Origin of the sequence: Neiella holothuriorum, from assembly GCF_019457915.1 — a bacterium.
GTDB lineage: Bacteria > Pseudomonadota > Gammaproteobacteria > Enterobacterales > Neiellaceae > Neiella > Neiella holothuriorum.
Map to the genome: position 1 here is coordinate 20578 of NZ_JAHZSS010000022.1, position 26827 is coordinate 47404.

Genomic DNA, 26827 nt, shown 5'->3' on the forward strand with positions numbered 1-26827 from the left:
CCAATAGCTAAATTGATAGCGTTTTGGGCGGTATCCCAGATTCCAATCATGGGGTGATTGGAATTAAACAAGTGGCACAGCATATCACAAGCTTTTAGCGCCGTCTTGAGCTGTTGTAGGAAAGCTCAAAACCGCGTTTTACGTCACATTTAGCGGTTAAAAAAGCAGCAGGTAACTCTCTGTTTTTTAGCCGGAATATCGCCCTAAGCCACAACTCGGCAATTATGAGATAAATGGGCATTATCACAGTCTTACAGCAAATACCGGACAAACGGCGGCGAAAAGCGGTGAAATGGTACGTTTTATAAAAACGTCATGATATGCTCGGAGCGCTATCACAAGTCATCGCCAGAGCTTCGATTAGAGAGCTCGGTCAGAGTAAATCAGTCAAGGATCACCAACGTTATGAAGTCACTGCAACATTTAGCCAAGCGCTCAAGTATTGGCGTGGCGCTTTGCAGCCTACTCTGGCTACCCGCCAGTGCAGCGAATACCTCCGAGGCGGCAAGCCAAACAATCGAGCCAGTTGAAGTTGAAGCTGAATTCAACGGCACAACGCATCAGTTACAGTTCACCACTGACGAAGGCACTTGGCTAAACTTGGATGTTAGCCCCGATGGTGAACAAATCGTATTCGATTTACTGGGTGATCTTTATTTGCTGCCGATAGACGGCGGCAAATCCCTTCGTTTGACCACATCAACTGCGCAAGAAATTCAGCCACGGTTTTCGCCAGACGGCAAATCATTGGCCTATATCAGTGACCGTGAAGGCGGTAATAATGTGTGGGTGATGGATTTAGCCAGCGGTGAAGAGAAAGCAGTCACCAACGAAGATTTCCGGTTGCTGATGAACCCAACTTGGACGCCTGATGGTAAATCGATTATCGCTCGTAAGCATTATACTGGCACCCGTTCATTGGGCACCGGTGAAATGTGGCTTTATCATCTCGCCGGCGGTAAAGGGCTGCAATTAACAAAACAGCCGAATGAACAGCAGGACGTCAACGAGCCATCGGTATCGCCAGACGGCCGCTATCTATTTTTTAGTCAAGACACCACCTCGGGCCCTTACTTCCAATACAACAAAAATCCGCACCAAGGAATCTACAGCATCAAGCGCCGAGACCTTAAAACCGGCGAAACGATTACCTTGTTATCGGGTCCAGGCGGCGCTGTACGCCCAACTGTGTCACCAGATGGCCAATATTTAGCGTTTGTAAAACGCGTCAACAATGAGTCTGTGTTGTATCTGTACAACCGCGAAAGCGGTCTGCAAACGCCGCTATTTAGTGGGCTTGACCATGATCAACAAGAAGCCTGGGCTATTTTCGGGGTTTACCCCAACTTTGCTTGGACGCCAGATAGTGAGTCATTGGTATTTTGGGCGAAGGGTAAAATTCATCAAATCGATATTGAAAGCGCGCGCGTAGCGGAAATTCCATTTTCAGCCGACGTCGACTTGACGCTAACCCATGCCGTTAAAGCCAAGCCGCAAATTGATGCTGACCAATTCGATGTCAAAATGATTCGCGATTTAGCAACCTCGCCGGATGGCAAGTATCGTATTTTCCATGCACTGGGCAAACTTTATTGGCAACCAACCGCTGGCGGCAAACCTAAGCGCTTGTTCAGCATGGACGGTTACCAATACAGTCCATCGTTCAGCCCTGATGGCCGTCGCATCGTATTCACGAGTTGGCAAGATGGTGAATATGGTCATGTCTACGTTGCCAACTGGAAAGGCCGCCGAGGCGTATCGTCGCCATCGAAGGTAACCACTAAACCCGGCCATTATTTGAACCCACGTTTTTCTGCCGATAGCAGCAAAATCGTCTATCAAAAATCCGGCGGTAATAACTTACGTGGCTACGCTTACGGCACCGAGCCAGGTATTTACTGGCAGTCCGTTAACAGTAAGCAAGTCAATTTTGTAACCCGCAGCGGCCGCATTCCGATGTTTTCACCCAACGATGAACGTATTTGGGTGATGCAAGGTTATAACGACGACAAGAAGATGGTTAGCTATGCGTTGAGCGGCGGCGATCCCAATGATTTATTTAAACTCGGTTCAACCCAATACGTGGCATTGAGCTTAGATGGCGATTACCTAGCGATTCAGGACGGCTTTAAAGTCTTTTTAATTCCATATGTAGCCACCGGCGCCGTGCAAGACATAAATGACGACATCACATCCTTAGCTGTGACCTCAATGGATAACGCTGCTGGTAACTACCTGCACTTTTCAAACAAAGCGCTGCACTGGGGATTAGGCAACTCGGTCTATAGTTATCAACTCGCAGATGGCATGGCATCGGAACAAACCGTTGAATTTTATGTTGCGCAAGATAAACCGGAAGGCATGATTGCCTATACCAATGCGCGCCTCATCACCATGAACGGCGACGAAGTGATTGAACAAGGTACGGTAGTGACTGATGGCAACCGTATTTTAAGCGTTGGTCTCAACGCTGACGTGACGGTACCTGATGATGCAATCGTGATTGATTTAGCGGGCAAGACCATAGTACCGGGCTTTGTTGATGCCCATGCTCACGTCAACCATTTCGCCAGCAGCCCACTGCCACAGTCAAATCCGGCCTATTACGCCAACCTCGCTTTTGGCGTAACCACCACCCATGATCCGTCAGCCAATACCGAAACCGTATTTAGCCAGTCAGAGCTTGTTCGAGCCGGCTTAATGGTTGGCCCGCGGGTGTATTCAACAGGTGGCATCATTTATGGTGCTGGCGGTGATTACAAGGTTCAAATTGATAACCTTGATGACGCTAAGCTGCACTTAAAACGCCTACAAGCGCAAGGTGCTTTCTCGATTAAGAGTTATAACCAACCTCGCCGAGATCAGCGTCAGCAAATTTTGCAGGCCGCCCGTGAATTGGGTATTTCGGTTTACCCAGAGGGTGGCTCGACCTTTTATAACAACCTCACTCAAATCATTGACGGTTCAACCAGCGTGGAGCACAACTTACCAATTGCGCCACTGTATGAGGATGTATTAACACTGTGGCAAGCCGCCAAGGATGTTAGTTACACCCCAACATTGGTGGTGAGTTACGGCGGTGTGAGTGGTGAGTATTACTGGTATCAACACGATGATGTTTGGAACCACCCTTTGCTCAGCAAGTACACGTCTACTGCCGATTTGCGTGCACGCTCGATGCGCCGCACCAAAACGCCTGAACATGATTACTTTTATCAAACGGTCGCTAAGTCTGCCAAAGCACTCAGTGATCGGGGAGTGAAAGTCAATGTCGGCTCCCATGGTCAGTTACAAGGTATGGCCTATCACTGGGAAATGTGGATGTTGGCGCAAGGCGGATTTACGCCGTTGGAAATGCTGCGAGCCGCCACCATGAATGGCGCAGACTTCCTCGGTTTGGGTCACGAGTTGGGCTCCATTGAAGCGGGCAAACTGGCCGATTTAGCCATCCTCGATAAAAACCCTTTGGAAGATGTTCGCAATACCGACTCCGTCAGCATGGTGGTCATCAATGGCCGTTTGTATGAGACCAGCACCATGAACGAAATTGGCCATCGAGAAAAAGTTCGTGGGCCACTTTATTTCGAGCATGAAGGTAGCAATGTAACGCCGTCGTTTGCGACGTGGGGCATTAGCCTTGAGCACACGCACATGCCGACTTGTCCGGCACACAATCACTAACGAGAGCGATTTCAAACGCTCATTGGTGAACAAAAAAACGCTGGCATTGGCCAGCGTTTTTTTATGCTTGCAACGGCGCCCACAAAAAAGCCAGCACTAGGTGCTGGCTTCAAGGGTTAGCCTTTGTTCTGCTGCGCACAGATTATCGTTTTAATTTGCCTTTATTGTTTTGCCAACAAGTCACCAGGAACTTGCAGGTAATAGCCAATGTCATAGCACCGGCTTGGCAACAAGTGTAGACCATTATTTTTAGAGCAAATAATAATAATCAAAAAAACCACCAGCCTAAAAATAAAGGCTCAGCGAGACAGCCCATTTGATGGCCTACTCCTCCACAAAATCGGACTTACGCCATATCGCATGACGTGTCAGAATACTAAGCAGACCAACAACAAGAGCACTCAAAGGCAACTGAATGGCTGAACCAAACAATCAAGTCGTGCAACCTAGCGCGAAAGCACTACTCCCCTTCGCACTGTTTCTCGCACTATTTGTCGGCACGGGCATTGTTTTGACTCAACAAGATACCGCCTACGCGTTCTACCAGCTGCCTGCTCCCGTGGCGATTATTCCAGCCATCATCTTAGCGTTGTGGTTCAACAAAGGGCCGTTAAGCGATAGCCTCAATACCTTTATGGCTGGCGCAGGACAAAACACCATTATGACCATGTGCCTGATCTATTTGTTAGCGGGCGCCTTCTCGACCGTCGCAGAAGCAACGGGTGGTGTTGAAGCAACGGTAAATCTAGGCCTGGCGTTGCTGCCTGAGCCCTTTATTCTACCGGGTATTTTCATCATTGCTGGGTTTGTTGCCACAGCTATGGGCACGTCCATGGGCACCATTGCCGCCATCGCACCAGTTGCACTCGGCATTGCCCAAAGTGCAGGCATTAATCCTGCGTTAATGGCTGGTGCCGTGCTCAGTGGCGCCATGTTTGGCGACAACCTATCAATCATATCAGACACCACCATTGCTGCAGCTCGCACTCAAGGCAGTAGCATGCGCGACAAATTCCGCGAGAACCTACATATCGCAGTGCCCGCAGCACTCATTGCATTGGCCTTGTTCTATGGCATGCAACCCGATACCACGCCACCACCCGCATCACCCATAAATTGGTGGTTAGTACTGCCCTACTTGACGATTTTGTTGCTTGCTGTGGTTGGCTTAAATGTGTTTGTCGTACTTGCTGTTGGTATTGTGCTGGCTGGGGTGATTGGCTTTGTACAAGCCGATTATGCGGTGTTGCAATTCACCAAGGATATTTATCAGGGCTTTACCAAAATGCATGAGATTTTCATCCTCTCCATGCTCATTGGCGGATTAAGTCAACTCATCAAACAACAAGGTGGCCTAGCCTACATCACGCAACTGTGCCAAATACTGATCCACAAGCTAGGCAGTAAGCAGCAGCAAGGTGTTCGCGCTACCGAGTCTGCAATGGCAGGTATGGTTGCGGTGACGAACTGCTGCACAGCCAACAACACGGTTTCCATTATTGTGTGTGGTGATGTCGCGAGAAATCTGGCCCAAGAGCAAACAATCAGCCCGAAGCGAAGCGCCAGTTTATTAGATATTTTTAGCTGTATCAGTCAGGGCTTGATTCCCTGGGGCGCACAAGCGTTATTGCTCGGCTCTAGTTTTGCCCTAGCGCCAATGACCGTGGTCGCGAATAGTTATTACGTGATGCTGTTGGCCTTGGCCTCAGTTGTCAGTATTGTGGTTGGCCGCCGCCACTAGACCAGAATCAATCAAGTAGCGGCGGTCGCTCGTATTAAGGCGATTTGTCGCTAGCTTTCGGCGCAGGAATGGTCGGCTTGACACAGTTCGGTCTCTTGCCAGCCATTTTGGCCTGCTCATACAGTGGTTCAAATTGAACTAAACCGGCGGTTAAATCATTAATACGCGTCTCGTGCGATGGGTGGGTCGACATAAACTCTGGCGGCTGATTGCCACCGGATGCTGCCGCCATGTTACGCCATAAATCGACGGCCGCATGGGGCTGAAAACCAGCATTGGCCATTAATTCTTGCCCCATGTAATCTGCTTCGGACTCATGAACTCGGCTAAACGGTAAAATCACTCCATAAGCGGCACCTGCGCCAAGCGCTGCCATGTATAAGCCTTTATTCTTACTATCCCCAAGCGCAACGCCGGCAGCCAAAACGCCAACGGTAGTTAAAATTTGGGTACTCATACGCTCATTAGAATGCTTGGCCAACACGTGTGCGACTTCATGCCCGACCACAGCTGCAAGTTGATCGGCATCGTCAGCCACCCGCATTAAGCCTGTATAAATACCAATTTTGGCACCCGGTAAAGCAAACGCATTCACTTGCTCGCTGTCAAATACCACCACTTCCCACTCGTCCGGCGAATAGCCATAAGACGCAGGCACTTCGGCAACAATTGCTCGAGAAATACACTGGGCATAGTCGTTCAGTGGTTTGGAATGACTGACTGTTTCGTTGCTTTTTAGCTGTTCAAACGACTGTGCTCCCATTGCAGCCATTTTACTGGAGTCTTGAAAAGCAAGTTGGGATCGGCCTGTGGGCGACGAACTGCAGGCGGTTAGCAATAGAACTGCCGTTGTCAGGGCGATGGATTTCCGTGTCATAGTGCTCTCTCAAACATCTTTAACCCTGCCAACAAACTTCATCAATGAAATTGTTGCCATGATTACATCTCATTAGGACTTGGTTAACTACACTGTAAAAGCTGGTTAACGTAACTGATTAGAACCTGAACCATGCAACATTTGCCAACAATTTTCCAGTTGTCGTTCATATGGTTTTACAGCTAAAGTGTTTGATTAAGTGAGCAATTAAATGCTCTATCACGCTTTTCCACTTTTATCGTTACTAAATAGGCTCAAACAATGCGCTTAGTTATTATTGCAATTACTTCTCTCGCCGCACTGTGTGCGTGCGTTCCGTCTAGCCAAACTGGCCGGGATTACTCTCGGAGTGAAGCGCGTAAAGTTCAGCGCGTTGAAATTGGTACCGTGTTAGACATTCAACTGGTCAATATTGAAGGCACGAAAACCGTAGCAGGTACTGCCGCTGGTGGTGCACTTGGTGGCGTTGCTGGCTCTGCCGTAGGTGGCGGTAAAGGTAAAGATATTGCGACCGTGGTTGGTGCCATTGTTGGTGCTGCTGCGGGTGCAGCTGCCGAAGAAAAATTGACCCAACAACAAGGCTCTGAGTACACCATTCGTTTAGAGAACGGCAACGTGATTTCTGTGGTGCAAGCCAATTCCGAAGAAGAAGCGGTCATTCGTATCGGCGATACGGTGAAACTACTCAGTCAGGGCAACACGTATCGTGTCAACCTGCTGCCAGACCCATCGGTCATCAATCAAGCCCCTGCCGAAACGCAATAAGCACTATTTCACGCTTTTAAAAAACGCAGCCTTGAGCTGCGTTTTTTATTGCCTATTAATCGCCAATGCCGGCACGGGTACAGTTAAGCTTGCGGCTCAACGCTAGCATTATTCAGTCAAATAGCCCTATGATGAAGTGGATAATGCAATCAACAAGGATGCAATCACATGGATGTCATAGACTGGTGGGTTATCGCCATTTATCTGGTTTTAATGCTTGTTGGCGCTTGGTTCATTGGCCGCAAACAACACTCCCGTGATGATTACTACCTTGCCGGCAAATCACTTCCCAGCTGGACCTTAGCTACTTCCATTGTGGCAACACAATGCTCGACCAATAGCTTACTCGGCGCGCCCGCCTTTGTTGGCTTCGTCCTTGGCGGGGGTATGCTATGGCTGCAATATGAGCTGGCGGTGCCCATGGCGATGTTGCTGCTGTGCATTGTTTTTATGCCGATCAGACAAGCCGGCATCATCTCTATTTATGAATTTCTCGAACAGCGGCTGGGGCTAAGTTGTCGTCTCTTAGCCAGTGGCTGCTTTTTGTTTTTTCGCGGCGTAGCCACCGGCGTCACCATATACGGTGTTGCGTCAGTCATTAGTCTAGTGTCCGGCGTGTCGTACACCACGGCGGTTATCTTGCTGATGGGGATCACCATTGCCTACGATTTGATGGGCGGTATGAAAGCCGTTGTGATCAGTGATGTCATTCAAATGGTGTTGCTGTTTGGCGCCGTTATCATCGCCCTATTCTGGTTGTATGAGCCACTGACCACGCACTACTCAGCATTGACCCACAGAACCCAAACCTTAGTGGATGATTGGGGCATTCAATCGGGTCAACACTATGGTTTTTGGCCGATGTTTTTCGGCGGGTTATTTCTTTATGTCGCTTACTATGGCTGCGATCAAAGCCAGGCCCAGCGTTTACTGTCCGCAAAATCACCGGCAACCACACAAACGGTTCTTGTGCTAAACGGTTTAATTCGGTTCCCGCTAGTACTTTGCTATTGCTTTATAGGGCTTGGCTTAGCGGCTTATGCGATTGAACATCCGAATTTCGTGAGCCAGCTTCCGACCACGCAAGCCGGTAGCCCAAACTTCAACCTTGTGTTTCCTTCGTTTGTTAGCCTGGAATTCGCGCCTGGATTAGCAGGGCTCGCATTGGTGGGATTGTTTGCTGCCGCCATGTCGTCAATTGATTCGGCTTTAAATAGCTTGTCGGCCAGTAGCGTAGAAGATTTTATCGTGCGATTCCGGCCACTATCGGAAAAACGTCTGTTCTTGTTGTCCAAACTCACCACCTTAGGCTGGGGTGTTTTTGCCGTATTGTTGTCATACCAAGTGGAGCGAATAGCGCCAACCGTACTAGAAGCCATTAACAAAATTGGCTCGCTGGCGAATGGACCGCTACTTGGCATTTTTGCCATTGCGCTTTTCATGCCGTCACTGGGTAGTCGAGCCGCATTGCTTGGCTTTGCGCTTGCGTTGCTCAGTAACATCGCCATTTGGTTATTACTACCAACAGTCTCTTGGCTTTGGTGGAACTTAACTGGCCTCGCTTGCTGCTTAGTATTTTCCCTACTGATTGCCAAGTTGATGGCTCGCCCAATACGTTGGCAGCCCATGGCCTTTCAGCTGGCGCCCGTTAAAGTGGCATTACTGATATTGATGACCCTGTTGATCTTAGCCGTAAACCTATGGATTCAATGGTGATTTAAATTTTGCTGATTGCTAACGGCAATCGATTAAAATCAGTATGATGTAACGCAATTTTTGTGCGCTAAACGCATATCCACCATCGCCCAGGGCGAGATGCTTTGATATAATCTCGTTCCGGCTGTGTCTGGCCATCAGGCACGTCGGCAATTGCCGTATCCTCAGGGAAGCAGCATGACCAATCCGCTCTACCAAAAGCATATTATTTCTATTGCAGATCTATCGCGCGACGAACTTGAACTCATTGTCGCAACGGCCAAACAATTAAAACAAACCCCACGCCCAGACTTGCTTGCCAGCAAAGTTGTGGCCAGCTGTTTTTTCGAGGCCTCAACGCGTACCCGATTATCATTTGAAACCGCGGTGCAACGCTTAGGCGGCACTGTCATTGGTTTTGATTCCGGCGGCAATACGTCACTGGCACAAAAAGGCGAAACGCTCGCCGATTCGGTAAAGGTTATTTCATCCTATACCGATGCTTTTTTCATACGCCACCCGAAAGAAGGTGCCGCTCGACTCGCATCAGAGTATGCCAGCGTTCCTGTGATTAACGGTGGCGACGGGGCGAATCAACACCCAACTCAAACCTTGCTGGATCTGTTCTCGATTTATGAAACTCAAGGGACGTTAGAAGGCCTCAATGTTGCCTTTGTTGGTGACTTGAAATATGGCCGCACCGTTCATTCGCTGGCACAAGCGCTTTCGCTATTTGGCTGTAAATTTTATTTTGTATCACCGACCGCATTAGCCATGCCCGATTATTTATGCGAAGAACTAAATCAGGTAGGCGTTAATTTTGAAGTTGTTGATGATTTAGAGGCGGTGATCCCAAAACTCGACGTGCTCTACATGACTCGAGTCCAGAAAGAGCGCTTTGATCCGACCGAATATCAGCACATGAAGGCTAACTACATTTTGACGGCTAAAATGCTTGCTGATGCGAAGGACAATCTCAAGGTATTGCACCCCTTACCTCGTGTTGATGAAATTACAACCGATGTCGATAGCACACCACATGCCTATTATTTTGAACAGGCGGAAAACGGTGTCTATGCTCGCCAAGCCTTGCTTGCACTGGTGCTTACGGAGGAGTTTTCCTAATGCCACAACACAAATTACAAGTTGAAGCCATTGCGCACGGTACGGTGATCGATCACATCCCGGCCGGTATGGGCATTCGCATTTTGAAGTTTTTCCAGCTCAGCAATCAAGATCATCCAATTACCGTTGGTCTTAACCTGCGCTCAAAACATCAGGGCAAAAAAGACATCATCAAAGTAGAAGACACCGTATTTGATGTGACCCAAGCCAACCAGCTCGCGTTATTTGCTAAAGATGCCACCATTAATGTCATTGATGACTATGAGGTTGTGGAAAAATATCGTGTCACATTGCCGGATGCCATCGGCTCAGTGCTCAGTTGCCCGAACAGCAACTGCATCAGTCACGACGAGCCAGTTAGCACCAAGTTTCATGTGAGTGAAGCGGCTTCCGGTGTCATTCTAAAGTGTCATTACTGTGAGAAGAGTTTCAACCAACGCTTGTTTAACGAACTGAACTAGCGAGTTGACGCGCACTATGCCTCTGACGTTTATCGTTAGAGGCTTGCTTTAGTTTACGACCTTCGGCTCAACGTCCTTCCTCGGTGGTTGTGGAACGTTACCACCGCCTTTGTTACTCACTCAGCACGGGCCAATTTGATGATTAACGCTGTTATTGTTGCAGTCGCTTTAATGCTGTTGCTTAGTTTAATGAGAATTAACGTGGTTATTGCGCTGACCATTAGCGCCATGGTGGCGGGGCTAAGCGCCGGCCTGCCTCTACCCGACGTTGTTGCTGCATTTGAAAAAGGCTTAGGCGGCGGTGCGACCATTGCGCTTGGCTATGCCATGCTCGGCGCTTTCGCCGTGGCGTTATCGCGCTCAGGCATTACCATTTGGCTAGCCCACAGCATTATCAGTAAATTGGGGCATGAACCAACTGCTAAGCAAACATTCTGGGTTGAATTAATGATGTTAGCGGCACTCTTGCTAATGGCCGTCATGTCACAAAACCTAATCCCCGTTCACATCGCCTTTATTCCAATTTTAGTACCACCGCTACTGCGTTTAATGAATGAGTTTCAGCTCGACCGTCGCTTGGTCGCCTGTGTCCTGACCTTTGGTTTGGTCACACCTTACATGCTGTTACCCATTGGCTTCGGTAATATATTTTTGAATGACATTTTGTTGGCGAATCTCAATGGCAACGGTCTCAATGCCACCGCAGAATTAGTCATGCCTGCAATGGCGCTTCCCGCATTGGGGATGCTTTCAGGGTTACTGATAGCGGTGCTTTTTAGTTATCGTAAACGACGCGACTATAGCAGTGCCCATGTTGACGACAGCCCAACTCAAATTCAGTTGCCATCGGCCAAGCAACGTTGGTTAGCCTTATTAGCCATCGCCGCGACGCTGGCAGTACAGCTCTACACTGACTCGATTATTCTCGGCTCATTGGCGGGCTTAACGGTCTTTACCTTAACGGGGTTGGTGAAATGGCATCAGACCCATGATCTGTTTTATAACGGCCTTAAACTCATGGCGATGATCGGGTTTATCATGATTGCCGCTTCAGGCTTCGCCGAGGTCGTCAAAGCCACAGGCCATGTCACCACGCTCGTCGACAGCCTTACTCAGCACTTTGCTGACAATAAAGCGCTGGCCGCCTTTGCGATGTTAGTGGTGGGATTGTTAATCACCATGGGAATTGGTTCATCGTTCTCGACCATTCCAATTATTGCCACACTTTATGTTCCCTTGTGCATCAGTCTTGGATTTTCGGTTAGCGCCACCATCGCACTAGTAGGTACGGCAGCTGCGCTGGGCGATGCAGGCTCACCAGCTTCCGATTCAACGTTGGGGCCAACATCGGGCCTTAATGCCGACGGCCAACATGATCATATTTGGGATACGGTGGTGCCAACCTTTGTTCATTACAACCTGCCGCTGCTTGCTGCCGGTTGGTTGGCGGCGGTGCTGTTGTAATCGCGCAGAGGAAAAAACGGCAACAGGCACAATCAACAGAACATTCTCGCTAGCATTAATCGCTTAGCGGGCGAGAAGGCTCATCGCCCAACCTTGAGAATATCTGCTGGATCACCGCCTGCAATTGACCATGGGTATCTTGTTGCAACCCAGACAGCAAGATATCCGCATGCTGTTTGCTCGGCACAATGAAACGTTGATACATGGGCCTTACCGTCGCTTCAAATTGAGCAACAATGCTGCTTTCTGTTCTCCCCCGCTGTTGGCTATCGCGTGCCACTCGGCGCGCAAGGCAAAGCTCAATATCGGTATCAACAAACAAACTCAAATCAAATTTAGATCGCAGCTGTTCATTGGCTAGCAGCAAGATCCCTTCGACCAAGATGATTGGCGCAGGATGAATTGTTTGAGTTCTATCAGTTCGAGTATGGTGCTGATAACTGTAGATCGGGCTTTCGATACATTGCTGATCAGCGAGCTGAGTCAAATGTTCAAGTAGCAGTTCATCATCAAAAGCAGACGGGTGGTCATAGTTTGTTTGAGTTCGGCTAGCCAGTGCTAGGTGGTCTTGACACTTGTAGTAAGCATCTTGCTCAACAAGGGTAACCGCGCCCTGCCCTAGCTGCCGTTCAAGCTCCTTAACAATCTGCTGGCTCAGGAACGATTTACCTGAGCCAGATGGCCCTGAGATAGCAACAAAAAGTGGCATTAGTGACACCGGTTAATGAGCTGCCAGCGCTAACACTTTACCGACCAAAGCATCGATACCGGTGGCAACCGAGGCAATATCCGGCCCAAGCATATAGGCTGGTACGGTCACCAGCTTGTTCACCTCATCAACGACTGGTTGCTCAACTAGTGCATCAACATGCTCGCCGCCCATAGCGCTTATTGCGGTAGCAACTTCAGCATCACACCCTATGGTAACTTTAACGCCGGCACCGTAAATCAGTGGAGCAATAACCGGAGCAATACACAATAAGCCAACGGGCTTACTAACGGCAGCAAAACTCTTTAAGCTTCGCTCAAGCTCTTTTTCTAACACCATATCGGTGCCATTAAAGGCAAAATCACTTAAGTTCTTCGCTGCACCAAAGCCCCCAGGAACAATCACCGCATCGAAGTCTCCAGCATCAAGAGAGGCCAAGGCTTTTACTTCCCCGCGAGCAATGCGCGCCGCCTCTACCAGAACGTTGCGACGTTCTTCTGCCACCTCGCCGGTAAGGTGATTAATGACATGTGCTTGCTCAATATCGGGAGCAAAGCATTGATAATCGACTCCGCGTTTAGAAAGTGCCAGCAAGGTACACACGGCTTCGTGAATTTCCGCGCCATCGAAAACGCCACAACCAGCAAGAATAACGGCGACTTTTGCCATAGTTAGATTCCTCGAATTAGTTAACGGGTTAAATTGCCAGAACGATACTGATGCCAATACAAACTATACCAACACAAGAAAAGTACCAGCGCATTAAAGGTATGCCACAAGAAGTGAGTACCGATAGGCAAGACGTCACAGGTCGTATTATCAATAGTACGCATCGTCAACGACAGGGCAAATAGGCCCGCAGCAGATGCTAAATAGCGATCAAATTGACCATGCCGAGCTCGATAAGCGCCACTAAATAGTAACAGCGTGACGATGGTAGGCAGGTACATTTCTGAACCATTAAGAGTAACTGGCAAATGACCGCTGGCTACGGTAACGGCTGCGTAGGCAATAAAGAACAATGTTGTTTGCCAACGCGTCAAAGACAACGCTCGACGCGGGTATGCCCACAGGAAGATTATTTGGAACAAATAAATCGGATAGATATCGGCCAACATCGCCCAGTGAGTGGCCAAGGTATGAAACAAAAAACTACCTGTGCCAATGGCTATCATCACCCAAGCTAAGCAATGGAGTAGCTTGGCTGAGCCAAGTTCGCTTCGTCGCCACAACAAGTAAATGGCAATCAACCCCACGAGGATAAATCCGCCGTTGGTCATGGCATTAAGCGGCTCGGACCAAAAACTAAAATCCGTTCGCTCACAATAATTATCGTACTGGGCAAACAAATCCATTGTTAACTTCCTTTGTTCGTTATTGTTTAGGTAAACATATCAGTCACATGTAACAAGGGTAAAGTGGTGAAGTGAATCCTTAGGCTTGGCCGCTCTTTCGCTCTTATCCGCATCAAATCGGCCGCAGGGTACCGTCCCTCTTTGGACATAAAAAAACCACCGGCAAGCGGTGGTTTTTAAAATATTGATTAGTAATTAGCTAGTCTTCGAGATCGACCACAACATGCTCGTCAATCGCACGTAACTCGTTCATTAAATTCTCGGACGATTGCCCTTGAGGAACATTCACAACAAGCTTTGCAACAAATACATTGGTGCCCAGTGATTCAACTTGGATGCGCGAGCTATCCATGTGCACCAGTTCGGCAGACTGCTTGTCGATGGTGTTCGTAATATCATGGACGAGACCATATCGGTCATTACTGTGGAAGCTAATTTTTAACGATTCCGCAGGTGCCGTCGATGATGTATCTACATCGGTGATCTGAACAACCAAACCTTCTTGGTTGGCAAATTCACTCTTAACAGCGTCTACTTGTGCTTTAGGAACATCAACCTTGATATTGGCGGCAATGTGCCCATCTAAATAATTAACCTTACTACTAAGCCATTTGCCTTCGTGCTCATGAGTAAAGTGAGCTAACTGCTGTAACAAGTTCGGACGATTCAGCCCTGCAAAAGACACAATAAATGCGGTACTCATACGATTACTTCCTTTCATTATAATGACCACGAGCATTTACAAGTTATAGTACGGGGCGAACCTTGCAGCCAGCTAAACGAAGATCAATGAAATGACGAATCTCTAGAAATTTCTTGCAATTAGGTCTTCATCACCAATTTGAACATTTATTTGGAGTTTATTGTTGTCCGAATCATCATCCCCTTGGTATCTCTACATTATAGAAACGAGTAAAGGTCACCTCTATACAGGGATCACAACCGACATAGAGCGGCGATTTTCTGAACACTTGGCAACGAGTAATCATGAGCAAGGCGCAAAAGGTGCGCGTTTCTTCCGGAGCCAGCGTCCTGTTAAGGTCATTTATAGTGAGGCTCATATCAATCGCTCTGATGCATCAAAACGAGAAGCTGCCGTCAAAAAATTGACCAAACGTCAAAAACTGACACTTTTACGCACTTAGCCCATCATCAAATCTGCTTAATTTATCTAATCACTTAAAATGCCAACATGGCATTAGAAAATGATCGCCAATAAAAAGAACAAATTCTAATTTGACCAATAAATATGGCTAATCAAGAACATCAACAAGCATATAAACTCACCTCACGCATTAGAATAAATAACCCTAATGACGCATTATAATTGCGCCAGATCAACAACCAATCATTATCAAAACTAGCCTTCCCAAAAGTGTTACGAATCACATAAAAAAGTCTTGAATCTTGGTGTTAAATAGCCTCATCGATTTACGGCAACAAACGCCTAAATCACTTTGTCCTACTGAACCGGAGGATCGGGCAATGAAAACATTAATCATCTCAGCTGTTGTAACTTTTGGTGTACTGAACATGGGTGTAACGAATGCGGCAATGAATCCGGTTGTCGAAAAAGCCCTTCAAAACATTTGCTACAGCAGCGCGACTGACCGTTTACACAATTTCAAAAGAACGGTTAAACAATACAATTTGAGCATGGATAAAGTGGCCAACAATGTGGTCTGTAACGGTGAAGACATCGGCTCATTTGCTGCTGAGCATGGCGCTGCTCACAACGCTAACTACATTCGTGACCATCAACAAGGCCATGTGGAAGTTCGTGAGTTAGCAGTAACGGCTTCTGGCGAAGTGCCAAAAGCGTAAAGATTTCAAACTTTTATTTTCTCTCATTCTGTCGTTTGCCGCGGTTAATCCGCGGCTTTTTTTTGCCTTTTAAAAGTAACTCAGCGTTTCAGGCATAAAAAAAGCCACCTGTTAAACAGGTGGCTTTTTATCGTTAAAGCAATAACTTAAAGATCGCTAACGTCAACTAGTTCAACAGAGAAGCTGCATTGACCGTCATAGCTGATCTCAGCTTTGTCGCCCGCAGAAGCAATGTGAACACCTGTCACAACACCAGTAGAAACTAGAACACCAGCAGACGTATCGTAGTTATTCTTCTTCAAGAACTCGATGAGGAATTTAACCGCACCGAACGGACCGTCAAGACCTGGCTTTGGATTGCCTTTGTGTACTTCAGAGCCATTAATAGTTGTGGTCACGCCTTGAGACAAGATCTTCTCAGGAGTCCAATCAACCAGCTCTGGCCCAACGATAACGCCGTTGTTTAGGCCAAAGTCACTGATCGGGCCTAGTGGGCCGAAATCATTACCGATAGTCAGCGGGCTGCTGGCGTTTTCGTAACCCATGTAAACGCGATCAATCGCGCCAATGGCTTGCTCAACAGTCACACCTTCTGCAGGCAAATCAGATAGATCGCCTAGCTCCATAACAAATTCAACTTCAATAGCAGAACAACCGCCACCGAAAACTGGAAGCTTAACGTGGCCACCGTCCTCAACTTTGAACAGTGTTTTCTTCATCACTGGACCAGCTAGGCGGGTCTCTTGATATTTTTCACGAAGCTCTGGCGGCACACCACCAACTTTCCATGCAACGACTTCGTCGTCCCATTGCTTAATTTCTTCGGCCTGGATTGCATAGCCTAAGTCGAGCGTATCGGGAATAAAGCCACCTGGAAACTCGGTCAGCGCTGTATTTGATTTGCGGGCTTCGACGAATGCAGTTGCGATAGCTTTGACATCCAAATCACCGCTTTCTGGAGGAAGTACAATTGCCATTTATTATTCCTATTTGGTTGATTAGCTTCGGCCATTTATACCGAATCTTAGTCACTGCGTTTACTGCAGCTAGTAAAAACTTGTGTGTTGCTTCTAGCTTAGGCGGTTAAACCTGAACCTCAGCTTGCACTTGTGAGAGAAAATTTAGTCAACAAAGTGCATTTTGTAACTATCGAGATCAATGTTGCCATTCTTGCTGCAGATATTGTGCAACGTCATCGGCAAATTTAACTTCTCGACGTACTTCACTACCATCAGCTTGTACGCCGTAAAACTCATAAACAACGGTGCCATTGAGTTGATCGCTCTCGATAATACGAGCCGGCTGAAACTCTGGGAACTCAGCCCTTAAGGCGGTCATAACGCCATAAGGCGTTGCGTTCACCGTCAAATCCCGCTGCATTTCAACAACCACCCATTTGCCATCTTGAAGCAGCATGTCGAACTCAACGGCCACATCACCGCGTTTCACGCCTTCAAGATCTAAATAGGTTTTGCCATGCTTAAGCTCTTTTTCTGCTTCCTGCACTTGAAAGTCCGGTTGAATTGCTTTTGCCGCCGCTAATGCTTGTGGCGGAATATCCGATAGCGCTAATTCGACTTTCTCATTTAAGGTTGAGCCAATTTTCTGAGCGTCCGCAGCTTGTGCTAATCCGGTCACAAGACCTGCGCCCAAGAAAATTAAGGTTGGTAAGTAACGCATGACGTAATCCTTTTAAGAGCACCATTTTGGTGTAAGCAACTCTATGGCAATTGGCTATACCACTACAACGAAATATATCTCACAAATTGGTCATAATCGAGTAAATGAGACGTCATCAACCAGCAATTTATCAACCCAACACCAAACTAATCCTGCTTGATGATAAGTTGGCCAACTTGGTCGTTAATTTTGCGCAAAAAAAACCTTGCCACTAGAGCAAGGTTTTCAATTTAAGCCTTTCGCGTGATTAGAAAGTAACTTTCACTGCTTGACTTACTGCAACCGCTTTTTGTACTGCCTCATCAATCGAATCAGCTTTTGCCAATGCCACGCCCATTCGTCTTGAGCCTGCAATTTCTGGCTTGCCGAACAGGCGGAGCTGTGTGCTTGGTACTGCCAATGCGTTCTCCAAGCCATCAAAGCAAGTCTGGCTAGAGTGGCCGGTTGGTAAAATCACCGCCGAAGCGCTGGGGCCATAATGTTCAATGGAGCCAATGGGCAGCCCTAGAATGGCACGCACATGCAACGCAAACTCAGACAAATCCTGTGAGATTAATGTCACCATGCCAGTATCGTGTGGCCGCGGTGACACTTCACTAAAGAAGACATCATCGCCTTTGACGAACAGCTCTACCCCATAAAGGCCAAACCCAGCTAACTCTTCAATGACAGTCTTAGCCACCTGTTGTGCGTTCGCCAGCGCTTGCAGAGACATTTGTTGGGGTTGCCAAGACTCTCGGTAATCACCATCTTCTTGCCGGTGCCCTATGGGCTGACAGAAATGAATGCCATCAACGGCTAACACCGTTAGTAACGTGATCTCATAATCGAAATCGACAAACCCTTCGACAATGACGCGGCCTTCACCGGTGCGTCCGCCTTCCTGCGAATACGCCCAAGCATTGTCCACATCCGCGGCGGTACGAATAACACTTTGGCCCTTACCAGAAGAGCTCATTACCGGTTTAACCACACAAGGCATACCAATGTTGGCAACGGCCGTATCGAATTCTGTTTTAGTATCAGCAAATTCAAATGGTGACGTCGGTAAGCCGAGGGTTTCTGCCGCCAATCGACGGATCCCTTCGCGGTCCATGGTTAATGCTGTGGTACGGGCATTAGGTACAACGTTAACGCCTTCGGCTTCTAACGCGAGCAGCTCGTCAGTGGCAATGGCTTCAATTTCAGGGATGATGATGTCGGGCTTTTCTTTATTGACGATAGCACGCAGCCCTGCTCCATCGAGCATATCAAGCTGATAACTGCGATGAGCAACCTGCATGGCAGGCGCATTGCTATAGCGATCGGCCGCTATAACTTCGACACCAAAACGCTGCAATTCAATGGCAACTTCTTTGCCCAATTCACCAGAGCCTAACAACAAAGCTTTGGTCGCTGAGGGCGACAGCGGGGTTCCCAACATCATAATTTGAACTCCGAATTTTAATCCGGCCCAAGTATATGACAATTCTTCAGCAAGATATTGATCTGAAACTGAGCTAAAAGGTAGCTGATGATTGATTGACCAATGAGAGGATTAGCGATGGGGGCAAAGCGATTGGGGTTGTTGTGTCTATATAAAGAGTACAAATGAAAGCGGCTCCTAAAAAGGAGCCGCATCAAGATTGATTCTGGTGCTTGTCGATTAACGACCAGCTTGACGTTGGCTTTGCATAATCCGCTCAGCAGCCTGCTGAGGCGTTAATTGCTCAACGAAATATTGGTCTTGCAACGTTTTATCGTTTGCTGCATCTAAATTTTGCGCTCCAAGATCAGTTAAATGCTGAGTTTCTTGGGCTACGGCACTACGCCACGTAAAGTAATTTTCGCTCATGACTTCAATCCTCATGTTTGAAACAGCTGTGTTGCAGGCTAATCCATTATGGATGTCGGGTGGCCTCCCGTTAGCAACAGGCCGCTTAGTATAGACGCGTGCAAACCAATTTAGTTCAGTTTTTAACCAATAACTCTAAGCTGATCACGACTATGGAAAGTCAATATTGACCTATGAAAAATGGCGGGATAGACACGAAGTAGAATAATTATTGAATAGCCAACCAAGGCAACAATAACACCATTATCAAATAAAATCAGAATGATAAGATAATTATTTACCCAGAACCTAAAGCAAAAAAAGAATAAATATTTAAATTTTATGCACTGTAACGAGAATGCTTCTAAGTTAATTTGTGCCTGAATCGAATCGAATAGGACAATAATCAACTAGGGAAAGTCAGTACTTCCCCTAATTTTGAGTCGAGGTTTTTTAACAAATAACCGCTGCCGTGTTTAAAAACGAGCAAAAAAACCAACTGCTGCCTGATATTGCCACCACATACTGCCATCCACTGTCGCAATACAGCCGCCGTTACAGAATATTTTACTGTCGCTATCAATCACGGTACCAATCGCGCGCAAATCGAGGCGGGCTCCCATCGATTCAGTTGCAAACCACTTTACACCGGCATTGATCCCGAGTGAGAACTCCGTTTCTGAGTCGTAATCATCCGGCTTAAAGGCCGTTGCCCCAATGCTCGCGCCAAGGTAAGGCACAAAATCGGAGTTATCCGTTTCCACTTCATTGACTCCACCAATGTGAAAGTATTGGATGTCCATCGGCGACGTGGTTTTGTCATTACTCGCGGCATCTTTAATAACTAAGTCGGTTTCTGTTTGCGCAAGGTAAAGCTCATACTGCAATCGACTACCGTTTAAGTAACGTTGCAAGTAATTAAAACTAACCGCGAAATTGGTACCGCTGTCGGTATCGAGGGTGTAGTCGTCTTTATCTAACGATTCAAAACTACTGCTACCGCTTGTACCAGCAAGTATGGATACGTCAATCGTGGGTTGAAATTCGGCTTCTTCTGCGACAATAGTAGAAGTGTAAGAAAGCAGACTACATGCAAGGGCTATCGCTGAAACGCGGAAAAGCTTCATTCTTCGTCCTTAAAAACAGAGCAAAAATCAGCGACCTGATGATGTTATCAAGTCGCTTATCGGATAGCCGCAATTGTTTCAGATCGTTGACGAAATGTGAACAGACCTAAGTAGAGGTTAGAAACATTCCGTTGTTATTTTCCCGCCTCGCAATCGTTGAATGCATTATTAACCTCTCGATAAGTCGCTTTCGTCACGGAGCCTGCGGCAGTTGCTGGCAAGCGCTCTAATTCAACAATGGTTAACGTGCCAACAAGCTCTCTTAAATAGGCATACAGCTCTGGCTGCTGCTCAATTAACATTTGCTGTTTGGCTTTCATGTCAAAACTACAGTGGGCGGAATGGGTACTTGTCAATTCACAGTAGCGGTGATGGGCAAACTCATAATACAAGCCACCTTCCACTAGCTGAGCATCTTGCCATTCCGAAGCAAACTGCTCCTTAGCGGATGCTAAATCCTTAGCAAAGGGCTCACGCTGATAAGCAGAAAAGGTGACAATGCGACCATTATGTTTAAGAAATGAAATACCTACCTGACTCACTGGCGCCGATTGGTATTTTTTCTGGATCGCCTGTTGCAGCGGGTTTTGATACGTTTCGTTGGGTTGAAAATCAAAGTGACACACCACTAACTGATTTTTATCGGACCACTGGTGCAGCTGGCCATCATTCCATAGTGCATCTTGATAATGAGCAGCTGTTGCTTGATGTTCATCAATCGGCTCATCCAACTGCTCTAGTTCGACACTGACTTGCTCCGCTAGCCATTCATCCAGTGCCACCGTTTGCTCAATACTCTGCTGATAACAGTTATTAAGCTGCCCATCGGCAAAACCTTGGCTATCAATGCCAAAAGATTGCTTTATCGTCGTACCAAGCTCCACTTCAAGTAGCGAAGCAGAAGTCGCTTGGGTGCTGATTAAGACCACTGCGGCCGTTAACATGGGTTTAATCATGTCAATTACCTCCACATCCAAATTTGTGAGATATAGGTACTGCCGTGTGACGCCTTTGGCATGGTCCGCAGATCAGAGGGTTCGCATCCAACGCGCTGTTCATAAATTATACATCAAAACCACCAAACATTGATCACGATCAATTTTAACCGTGTCATACACAAGTGTTGCTACCTTCAATCAGAGCGATTTGTTTTAAACAATCAAATTTATACCAATAGAGGATTAAGTGGCGATTAACCAATAAGTTACAAAGCATCGAGCAACAACAAACTGATATTTTCAGTTTGTGCCACTGGGCAGTAAACATAAAGAAATGCGGCTTTCGAAAGACAAACACGGGTATAGCGGCATAGTTAGCCGCATAGCCAGTAAGCAAGGGAAAATTTTGTTGTGTTATTCAGGAGTTGCCGTGGGTGAAGGAGATTGATTCGAAGCACTAGTCGCCTGTTGTTCGCTTTGCTTAGCGACTGCTCGGGCTATTTGAGGTGTTAGCGCACGATTAGAATTTGGCGAAGGCTCTAGGCTATTGTCACGTGTTAACCGCACCACGACGCGTCGGTTTTTATGGCGACCAATGGGGCTATTGTTCGATGCAACATGGCGCCGCTCACCATAACCGGCCGTTTCAACCAAGCTGGCATTAACGCCTTGCTCAGTCATAAACTTCTGTACCACCGCAGCGCGTTTTTTTGATAATTCTAGGTTCAGCCATCGGCCGCCATAACTATCAGAAAAAGCGTCAATTTCGATTTTTACAATCGCTTCATCGTGGCGCACATAATCAACAACTTTGCGTAAACGTTTGAGCGATTCAAGCTCAAGTTCATCACTATTTAATTTGTAGTTCAGCACATTGATTGCGACGTCTTCATAACCATAAGGCAGTAAGCCGCCTATGCAGTCGACAAAATCATTTAACGTATTGCGGAAATTGGCAGAATTTAGAGCAACTTCAACATCAGAACGGCTGGTATAGCCATCTTGGTAATAAAAGGTTGGATTGAAGCCTTGTTCCAATTCAGTAAGAACGGTCCAAGACAACTGTTCACCAAGTATTGCATCAAAGCCATCGTGCACATTAATTTGCGCGAGGTGCCGGGCCGGCAACCCTGCTTTGTAACTTGGCGGTACCGCAAGTAAATGGGCTTTTCCTTGACTACGTGGGCGCCGCAACATTTCTAAGGCCATATTTAGCTGCTGGCTGGCGCCGGCTTTGTCAGTGAACACCGCAGTCCCAAAGCGCGGGATCGAATGTTCAAGTTGGCAAACTAAAGGAGAGTTACGTGTCAGCGTCCAATCAGAGTGAGCGATGGGAGCGGCATACTGGCGAACGCCGGCATCAGCAATAAAGCTGGCAGCGGGAATTCCAATAATACAAACTGCGGTCGCAACTGATTTTTTTAACATTTGAGTACGCTTAATCGAGGCTTACTTGCATTTGTCATCGGCGGAAACACAAATTTCTTTAGACATTTTTATCCGTCACTCGCCTTAGTACAAGATTTTCTGGAATAATAGCGCTCTTTTTTACCAAATAGAGCTGCACAATGACCCAATTAGAGGATCCTAAATCGACGCTAGCCAGCCGTTTCCGTGGTTATTACCCAGTTATCGTCGATATTGAAACGGCAGGATTCAACGCACAGACAGATGCGATGTTGGAAATTGCAGCCACCGCCATCAGTATAGATGAACACGGTCAAGTTTATCCCATTGAAACATTTGCCTATAACGTAGCACCGTTTGAAGGTTCCAACTTAGAAGCTTCGTCGCTAGCGTTCACTGGTATTGATCCATTTTGTCCAGATCGCCAGGCAATTGATGAAAAGTCGATGCTAAATCAACTTTCAAAAGCGCTACGACCACTGCAAAAAGCGCATGGCTGCCAACGCTGTGTCCTAGTAGCGCACAACGCAGCCTTTGATAACAGCTTTTTGAATGCTGCTATTAACCGCCACAACTTTAAACGCAGTCCTTTTCATCCATTCGTCACGTTTGACACAACAACCTTATCTGGCTTGGCGCTGGGTCAAACAGTCTTGGCGGATGCCTGCGCAGCCGTTGAAATAGAATTTGACCCTAAATCAGCGCATAGCGCCGCTTATGACGCACAAAAAACAGCTGAACTTTTCTGCGCTATTGTTAATCGCTACCAACAATTGGGTGGCTGGCCATTAGCGCCTTCCGAAGCCGCGCTTGAAGAGTCCAAATTTGAGGCAAAAAAATAGGCAGCCAAGCTGCCTATTTTAATTACTTTATTTCACACCAAGTGATTGCAACTCTCGGCCAATTTGGCAAAGGCGCTGCATAAATTTAGAACGATTCATTTCATCTCTCCAGAAAACCGTGATCAGCAACTCAATAATCGGCATATTAGCGCCTAATTTTCATACTGAACAATGAAATGATTTACCAGAAAATGATTAGATAAAGTAATTCGAAGTGGATTGTATTAGCAGTATATTAAGCTGCTGTTACAACAGCGAGAAGTGCTTGGTCAGCTTGCTGCCAAGTTGCAGGTATCCGCGCGGTATTATGCCCTTGAATTTTATGACGTTGCCATGGGGTTAGCAGCTCTAGTACGTCTCCAGCAATAACAGGCTCTTCAGCATGAAGGGTTAGTGGCTCAGGGGACATGCATTCTAAAAGACGGACATTATTCAGCCCACCTTGCTGAAAGGCTTCCGTTTGTGATGTTTTTTGCTCAGTCGGACGCTGATCATAAGTAGGTGCAGGATCGGCAATTTGTAATTGCTGGCGTAAATCTAACGCCGCCTGATTGGTTTCGCTGGCTAATTGGCTAAATTGCGGTTGATCACAGATATCTTCTGACAATAACGCCAATAACATTCGAAAGGTGTCGCCGTGGCCACGTTGGACAGCTTGGTTAACCTCATTCCCCAATTCATACTCATTGGAGATGGGTAAGGTTAGCGAGTCAGACAACACGTGAAATTAAGCTCCAGACGATAGACTTTTTGCGAGATATATTGCTATCGACCAGCGCTGCTTTTTCTTAAACAAAAGTTTCGTAAAATTTTTTTAAAAGGAGGGCTTTACAACGACTAATTTCTTCTTATAATTCACCGCCACATTGGAGGGGTTCCCGAGTGGCCAAAGGGATCAGACTGTAAATCTGACGGCTCCGCCTTCGAAGGTTCGAATCCTTCCCCCTCCACCATCTTTTCTTAAATCTTCAAATCGATCCCATTTGCCTAGCTTGTGGTACACTCGCTGAAAATTCACGTTTGAATATAGTGGGATGAAGCCAACTTTCGATTTCAAACGCGCCAAAGTCCTGATCGTTGATGATCAACGAGCGTTCCAGGTCACCCTCAAAGGGATGCTGGTCAATTTAGGTATCAAGGACATTCACTTCGTTGAGTCGTCCGAAGCCGCTATTCGTTCTTGCCGAAGTACTAAGTACGACGTGGTATTGGCCGACTATAACTTGGGCCCAGGCAAAAATGGCCAACAACTGCTAGAAAGCCTTCGAGCCAAAAAGCTACTTTCCGCGTCTGCAATTTATTTCATTATTTCCGGCGAAAGTACCCGTGGTGTTGTGTTGGGCGCCATTGAACGTGAACCCGATGACTACCTTGTCAAACCTTTCTCATTAAAACAGTTATCGACTCGGCTACGCCGCGCTTACCTAAAACACACCGAATTAGAAGACATCTACGCAGCTATCCACACCGATGACTTAGAAGCAGCCAAGGTTAGTTGCCGTGAACTGTTGTCGAAAAAAAGTCGCTATTCCGGCTTGTGTAACAAAATCTTGGCTGAGCTCTATATTCGTACAGGCGAGCCCCAAGAAGCCGAAAAGATCCTTCGAGCCATTCTCGAGCAGCGCGATCTGGTTTGGGCTCGAGTTTCTTTAGGTCACGCGCTCAATGCAGCGAAGAATCCGCAAGAAGCCTTATCGATGGTCGCGCCAATATTGAAGTCGAGCCCTCTTACCGTCGAAGCGCAGGACTGTATGGCCGACTCTTATATAGCCTTAGGCGATGAAGACAAAGCATTAGAGCTACTGAAAAAAGCCACTGATCTATCGCCGTTTCGGCCAGAACGACAGACGAAGTTAGCTCAGCTGGCGTTAGCCAATGATCAATACCAAATGGCATTGGATGCATTCAAACAGGTTTATGAACAAAGTCGCCGGGCGATGGAGCGTAATACCGAACATTTGTGTAACTACGTTCGTAGCACGGTTGAAGCGGCACTAAGCCTCGATGACAAAAAACAAGCGTCTCGTCTCGAATCAGAAGCATTCAGTACGCTGATGCGGGCTCGTCAAGATGCCCAGTTCAATGGTTTTGATTTTCAAAACTATGAAGACTTACTGAATGCCAGCAAGCTAGCCCGCCGTGGAGAGCTTATAAAAGCCAAAAAGCTCTATTACAAAGCGACTGAGCGGTACGATGACACCACCGCAGAAAGTAGCTTACCCAATGATTTCATTGCTGAATGTTTAGCAACGGTAAGCATGATTGGCGAGCTGGAAGAAGCCGAAAAAGTGCTGGTTAAAGCCGAAAAACTCGATTCCAAAAACCCATTTGTTCGCTCAGCGATTAACCTGCAAAAATGCGAAACAAATGGTGTTCAAGCTCGTTTTGATACCTTTCGCATCCATAGTAAAGCCGGCCAAAAAGCCTATGATGATGATGACTTCAAAACAGCGATTGAGGAATTTGAACAGGCATTACAAATTGCACCGACGAATACCGGTGCAGCGCTTAACTTATTGCAGACCCTAATCAAACGACTACAAGAGTCCAAAAAGATGAGCAATGGTCAACTGCGCCGCTGTGACGAACTGTTTAAATCGGTCGAGGGGGTTCGCTTGCCATCACAGCACCGAAGCCGTAAAAATGAGCTATGGAGTCAGTTTCAGCAACTTAAAAGTCGCTAAGGCAGCAGTTGCGATAAGTTTAATTGAATGTAACCGTTTGACACAGTTACACTAGGGCCAGCTTTTAAAAATAAAACAAAAAAAGGATTATCAATGCGCTGTTTGCTGCCGTTCACTCTTATTGTTGCAGCCTTAGTAACTGGCTGCTCTTCGTCCAATACTTGCGAAAACATTGAGGATATCAATGCCCAGCGTCGCGAGTGTGAAGAGTTATCCAAACGAATTCGCCAAACCGAATCTGTGGTTGTACGTACTAATCTGCAAGAAATTTACGAAAAGCAATGCGTTGACATTCGTTTCTATCGTGATGGCTTTGATGATAGCCATATTTGTTCAACACGAGACAGAGATGAGCAACAACCAACTGAAGAATAAATAAAAAAGCCGCATCTAATGCGGCTTTTTTATTGAAGGTTTAACGGTCTCGAAGCCGTTTTCTGATTTCATTGACGTAATCATCAACTGATAAATGGCGGTGAAAGTAAGCAAATTCCATATCTTTCACGAGTGCTGGATCCGTCAACTCAATTTCGACTCTATCTTGCTGTAGCGCCAATCCAACTTGCGTCTTCCAGCTAAAGAAGTTTGTACAAAACATCGTAACCTCCTCCCAATTTTGTTAAAGCGAATAAATTTGTG

At 46.9% G+C, this 26827-nt stretch carries 26 protein-coding genes and 1 tRNA gene; 13 read left to right on the forward strand and 14 right to left on the reverse strand.

The genetic code is table 11. The features are described from left to right. Nucleotides 1–405 precede the first annotated feature (405 nt). On the forward strand, nt 406–3681 hold the full coding sequence (locus K0504_RS15175) for an amidohydrolase family protein (protein ID WP_220105004.1): 3276 nt from the start codon (nt 406–408) through the stop codon (nt 3679–3681). Between the two features lie 415 nt (nt 3682–4096). Then, complete coding sequence (locus K0504_RS15180; RefSeq protein WP_220105005.1) at nt 4097–5422, forward strand: Na+/H+ antiporter NhaC family protein; 1326 nt, start codon at nt 4097–4099, stop codon at nt 5420–5422. Nucleotides 5423–5456: 34 nt separating this feature from the next. Here K0504_RS15180 and K0504_RS15185 read toward each other — a convergent pair whose 3' ends face one another. Further along, complete coding sequence (locus K0504_RS15185) at nt 5457–6299, reverse strand: M48 family metallopeptidase (protein WP_220105006.1); 843 nt, start codon at nt 6297–6299, stop codon at nt 5457–5459. A gap of 261 nt (nt 6300–6560) precedes the next feature. On the opposite strand from K0504_RS15185, the gene K0504_RS15190 reads away from it, so the two are divergent. The 5 genes from K0504_RS15190 (at nt 6561) to K0504_RS15210 (ending at nt 11809) form a co-directional block, all read left to right on the forward strand. Then, nucleotides 6561–7064 carry an outer membrane lipoprotein gene (locus K0504_RS15190; protein ID WP_220105007.1) on the forward strand — a complete coding sequence of 168 codons (504 nt, stop codon included), beginning with the start codon at nt 6561–6563 and terminating at the stop codon, nt 7062–7064. Nucleotides 7065–7232: 168 nt separating this feature from the next. Then, entirely contained in the window at nt 7233–8780 is a 1548-nt protein-coding gene (locus tag K0504_RS15195; RefSeq protein WP_220105008.1) for a sodium:solute symporter family transporter, read from the forward strand. 177 nt (nt 8781–8957) lie between these two features. Continuing rightward, nucleotides 8958–9884, forward strand: a complete 927-nt coding sequence (gene pyrB, locus K0504_RS15200; RefSeq protein ID WP_220105009.1) for an aspartate carbamoyltransferase — start codon at nt 8958–8960, stop codon at nt 9882–9884. Next, nucleotides 9884–10345 (forward strand): aspartate carbamoyltransferase regulatory subunit, encoded by a 462-nt coding sequence (gene pyrI, locus K0504_RS15205; protein ID WP_220105010.1) that lies wholly within the window; start codon nt 9884–9886, stop codon nt 10343–10345. The genes pyrB and pyrI overlap by 1 nt, the downstream gene beginning before the upstream one ends. Nucleotides 10346–10486: 141 nt before the next feature. After that, nucleotides 10487–11809: a Na+/H+ antiporter family protein gene (locus K0504_RS15210; RefSeq protein ID WP_220105052.1), complete on the forward strand. Its 1323-nt coding sequence runs from the start codon at nt 10487–10489 to the stop codon at nt 11807–11809. A gap of 55 nt (nt 11810–11864) precedes the next feature. Here the strand turns inward: K0504_RS15210 and udk are convergent, their stop codons facing one another. The 4 genes from udk to K0504_RS15230 form a co-directional block, all read right to left on the reverse strand. Next, nucleotides 11865–12518 (reverse strand): uridine kinase, encoded by a 654-nt coding sequence (gene udk, locus K0504_RS15215; protein ID WP_220105011.1) that lies wholly within the window; start codon nt 12516–12518, stop codon nt 11865–11867. A 12-nt stretch (nt 12519–12530) separates the two neighbouring features. Next, on the reverse strand, nt 12531–13187 hold the full coding sequence (gene elbB, locus K0504_RS15220) for an isoprenoid biosynthesis glyoxalase ElbB (RefSeq protein ID WP_220105012.1): 657 nt from the start codon (nt 13185–13187) through the stop codon (nt 12531–12533). Nucleotides 13188–13207: 20 nt separating this feature from the next. Beyond that, nucleotides 13208–13873 (reverse strand): ceramidase domain-containing protein, encoded by a 666-nt coding sequence (locus tag K0504_RS15225; RefSeq protein WP_220105013.1) that lies wholly within the window; start codon nt 13871–13873, stop codon nt 13208–13210. A gap of 199 nt (nt 13874–14072) precedes the next feature. Further along, nucleotides 14073–14576 carry a glycine cleavage system protein R gene (locus K0504_RS15230; protein ID WP_220105014.1) on the reverse strand — a complete coding sequence of 168 codons (504 nt, stop codon included), beginning with the start codon at nt 14574–14576 and terminating at the stop codon, nt 14073–14075. 163 nt (nt 14577–14739) lie between these two features. Here K0504_RS15230 and K0504_RS15235 point away from each other — a divergent pair, with 163 nt between their 5' ends. Beyond that, nucleotides 14740–15018, forward strand: a complete 279-nt coding sequence (locus K0504_RS15235) for a GIY-YIG nuclease family protein (RefSeq protein ID WP_220105015.1) — start codon at nt 14740–14742, stop codon at nt 15016–15018. Nucleotides 15019–15358: 340 nt separating this feature from the next. Then, nucleotides 15359–15697, forward strand: a complete 339-nt coding sequence (locus K0504_RS15240) for a DUF3718 domain-containing protein (RefSeq protein ID WP_220105016.1) — start codon at nt 15359–15361, stop codon at nt 15695–15697. Nucleotides 15698–15843: 146 nt separating this feature from the next. On the opposite strand, the gene K0504_RS15245 is transcribed toward K0504_RS15240, so the two are convergent. The 7 genes from K0504_RS15245 to K0504_RS15275 form a co-directional block, all read right to left on the reverse strand. Next, entirely contained in the window at nt 15844–16674 is an 831-nt protein-coding gene (locus K0504_RS15245; RefSeq protein WP_220105017.1) for a 2-keto-4-pentenoate hydratase, read from the reverse strand. Nucleotides 16675–16852: 178 nt separating this feature from the next. After that, entirely contained in the window at nt 16853–17377 is a 525-nt protein-coding gene (locus K0504_RS15250; RefSeq protein WP_220105018.1) for a hypothetical protein, read from the reverse strand. A 247-nt stretch (nt 17378–17624) separates the two neighbouring features. Continuing rightward, nucleotides 17625–18800: a formate-dependent phosphoribosylglycinamide formyltransferase gene (gene purT / locus K0504_RS15255; protein ID WP_220105053.1), complete on the reverse strand. Its 1176-nt coding sequence runs from the start codon at nt 18798–18800 to the stop codon at nt 17625–17627. A gap of 222 nt (nt 18801–19022) precedes the next feature. Then, a complete protein-coding gene (locus K0504_RS15260) occupies nt 19023–19211 on the reverse strand; it encodes a hypothetical protein (RefSeq protein WP_220105019.1) in 189 nt (62 codons plus the stop codon). A 455-nt stretch (nt 19212–19666) separates the two neighbouring features. Then, on the reverse strand, nt 19667–20317 hold the full coding sequence (locus K0504_RS15265) for an outer membrane beta-barrel protein (RefSeq protein WP_220105020.1): 651 nt from the start codon (nt 20315–20317) through the stop codon (nt 19667–19669). A 134-nt stretch (nt 20318–20451) separates the two neighbouring features. Next, the gene (locus tag K0504_RS15270; protein ID WP_220105021.1) at nt 20452–21273 is read right to left on the reverse strand and encodes a hypothetical protein; all 822 of its coding nucleotides are present in this window, start codon (nt 21271–21273) and stop codon (nt 20452–20454) included. 396 nt (nt 21274–21669) lie between these two features. Continuing rightward, a complete protein-coding gene (locus K0504_RS15275) occupies nt 21670–22683 on the reverse strand; it encodes a flagellar protein MotY (RefSeq protein ID WP_220105022.1) in 1014 nt (337 codons plus the stop codon). A 140-nt stretch (nt 22684–22823) separates the two neighbouring features. Between K0504_RS15275 and rnt the strand changes: the two genes are divergently transcribed. After that, complete coding sequence (gene rnt, locus K0504_RS15280) at nt 22824–23504, forward strand: ribonuclease T (RefSeq protein ID WP_220105023.1); 681 nt, start codon at nt 22824–22826, stop codon at nt 23502–23504. Nucleotides 23505–23739: 235 nt separating this feature from the next. On the opposite strand, the gene K0504_RS15285 is transcribed toward rnt, so the two are convergent. Then, nucleotides 23740–24225 carry a VC2046/SO_2500 family protein gene (locus K0504_RS15285; protein ID WP_220105024.1) on the reverse strand — a complete coding sequence of 162 codons (486 nt, stop codon included), beginning with the start codon at nt 24223–24225 and terminating at the stop codon, nt 23740–23742. 147 nt (nt 24226–24372) lie between these two features. Between K0504_RS15285 and K0504_RS15290 the strand changes: the two genes are divergently transcribed. The 3 genes from K0504_RS15290 (at nt 24373) to K0504_RS15300 (ending at nt 26563) form a co-directional block, all read left to right on the forward strand. Next, nucleotides 24373–24457, forward strand: a tRNA-Tyr gene (locus K0504_RS15290). An 81-nt stretch (nt 24458–24538) separates the two neighbouring features. Then, the gene (locus tag K0504_RS15295) at nt 24539–26188 is read left to right on the forward strand and encodes a response regulator (protein WP_220105025.1); all 1650 of its coding nucleotides are present in this window, start codon (nt 24539–24541) and stop codon (nt 26186–26188) included. Between the two features lie 93 nt (nt 26189–26281). Then, the gene (locus K0504_RS15300; RefSeq protein ID WP_220105026.1) at nt 26282–26563 is read left to right on the forward strand and encodes a hypothetical protein; all 282 of its coding nucleotides are present in this window, start codon (nt 26282–26284) and stop codon (nt 26561–26563) included. Between the two features lie 40 nt (nt 26564–26603). Here the strand turns inward: K0504_RS15300 and K0504_RS15305 are convergent, their stop codons facing one another. Further along, complete coding sequence (locus K0504_RS15305) at nt 26604–26786, reverse strand: hypothetical protein (protein WP_220105027.1); 183 nt, start codon at nt 26784–26786, stop codon at nt 26604–26606. Nucleotides 26787–26827 lie beyond the last annotated feature (41 nt).

Bases quoted from the DNA above. Each gene is read 5' to 3' on its own strand.
- K0504_RS15175 (WP_220105004.1), top strand. From the start codon at position 406: ATGAAGTCACTGCAACATTTAGCCAAGCGCTCAAGTATTGGCGTGGCG.
- K0504_RS15180 (WP_220105005.1), top strand. From the start codon at position 4,097: ATGGCTGAACCAAACAATCAAGTCGTGCAACCTAGCGCGAAAGCACTA.
- K0504_RS15185 (WP_220105006.1), bottom strand. From the start codon at position 6,299: ATGACACGGAAATCCATCGCCCTGACAACGGCAGTTCTATTGCTAACC.
- K0504_RS15190 (WP_220105007.1), top strand. From the start codon at position 6,561: ATGCGCTTAGTTATTATTGCAATTACTTCTCTCGCCGCACTGTGTGCG.
- K0504_RS15195 (WP_220105008.1), top strand. From the start codon at position 7,233: ATGGATGTCATAGACTGGTGGGTTATCGCCATTTATCTGGTTTTAATG.
- pyrB (WP_220105009.1), top strand. From the start codon at position 8,958: ATGACCAATCCGCTCTACCAAAAGCATATTATTTCTATTGCAGATCTA.
- pyrI (WP_220105010.1), top strand. From the start codon at position 9,884: ATGCCACAACACAAATTACAAGTTGAAGCCATTGCGCACGGTACGGTG.
- udk (WP_220105011.1), bottom strand. From the start codon at position 12,518: ATGCCACTTTTTGTTGCTATCTCAGGGCCATCTGGCTCAGGTAAATCG.
- elbB (WP_220105012.1), bottom strand. From the start codon at position 13,187: ATGGCAAAAGTCGCCGTTATTCTTGCTGGTTGTGGCGTTTTCGATGGC.
- K0504_RS15225 (WP_220105013.1), bottom strand. From the start codon at position 13,873: ATGGATTTGTTTGCCCAGTACGATAATTATTGTGAGCGAACGGATTTT.
- K0504_RS15230 (WP_220105014.1), bottom strand. From the start codon at position 14,576: ATGAGTACCGCATTTATTGTGTCTTTTGCAGGGCTGAATCGTCCGAAC.
- K0504_RS15240 (WP_220105016.1), top strand. From the start codon at position 15,359: ATGAAAACATTAATCATCTCAGCTGTTGTAACTTTTGGTGTACTGAAC.
- K0504_RS15245 (WP_220105017.1), bottom strand. From the start codon at position 16,674: ATGGCAATTGTACTTCCTCCAGAAAGCGGTGATTTGGATGTCAAAGCT.
- K0504_RS15250 (WP_220105018.1), bottom strand. From the start codon at position 17,377: ATGCGTTACTTACCAACCTTAATTTTCTTGGGCGCAGGTCTTGTGACC.
- purT (WP_220105053.1), bottom strand. From the start codon at position 18,800: ATGTTGGGAACCCCGCTGTCGCCCTCAGCGACCAAAGCTTTGTTGTTA.
- K0504_RS15260 (WP_220105019.1), bottom strand. From the start codon at position 19,211: ATGAGCGAAAATTACTTTACGTGGCGTAGTGCCGTAGCCCAAGAAACT.
- K0504_RS15265 (WP_220105020.1), bottom strand. From the start codon at position 20,317: ATGAAGCTTTTCCGCGTTTCAGCGATAGCCCTTGCATGTAGTCTGCTT.
- K0504_RS15270 (WP_220105021.1), bottom strand. From the start codon at position 21,273: ATGATTAAACCCATGTTAACGGCCGCAGTGGTCTTAATCAGCACCCAA.
- K0504_RS15275 (WP_220105022.1), bottom strand. From the start codon at position 22,683: ATGTTAAAAAAATCAGTTGCGACCGCAGTTTGTATTATTGGAATTCCC.
- rnt (WP_220105023.1), top strand. From the start codon at position 22,824: ATGACCCAATTAGAGGATCCTAAATCGACGCTAGCCAGCCGTTTCCGT.
- K0504_RS15295 (WP_220105025.1), top strand. From the start codon at position 24,539: ATGAAGCCAACTTTCGATTTCAAACGCGCCAAAGTCCTGATCGTTGAT.
- K0504_RS15300 (WP_220105026.1), top strand. From the start codon at position 26,282: ATGCGCTGTTTGCTGCCGTTCACTCTTATTGTTGCAGCCTTAGTAACT.
- K0504_RS15305 (WP_220105027.1), bottom strand. From the start codon at position 26,786: ATGTTTTGTACAAACTTCTTTAGCTGGAAGACGCAAGTTGGATTGGCG.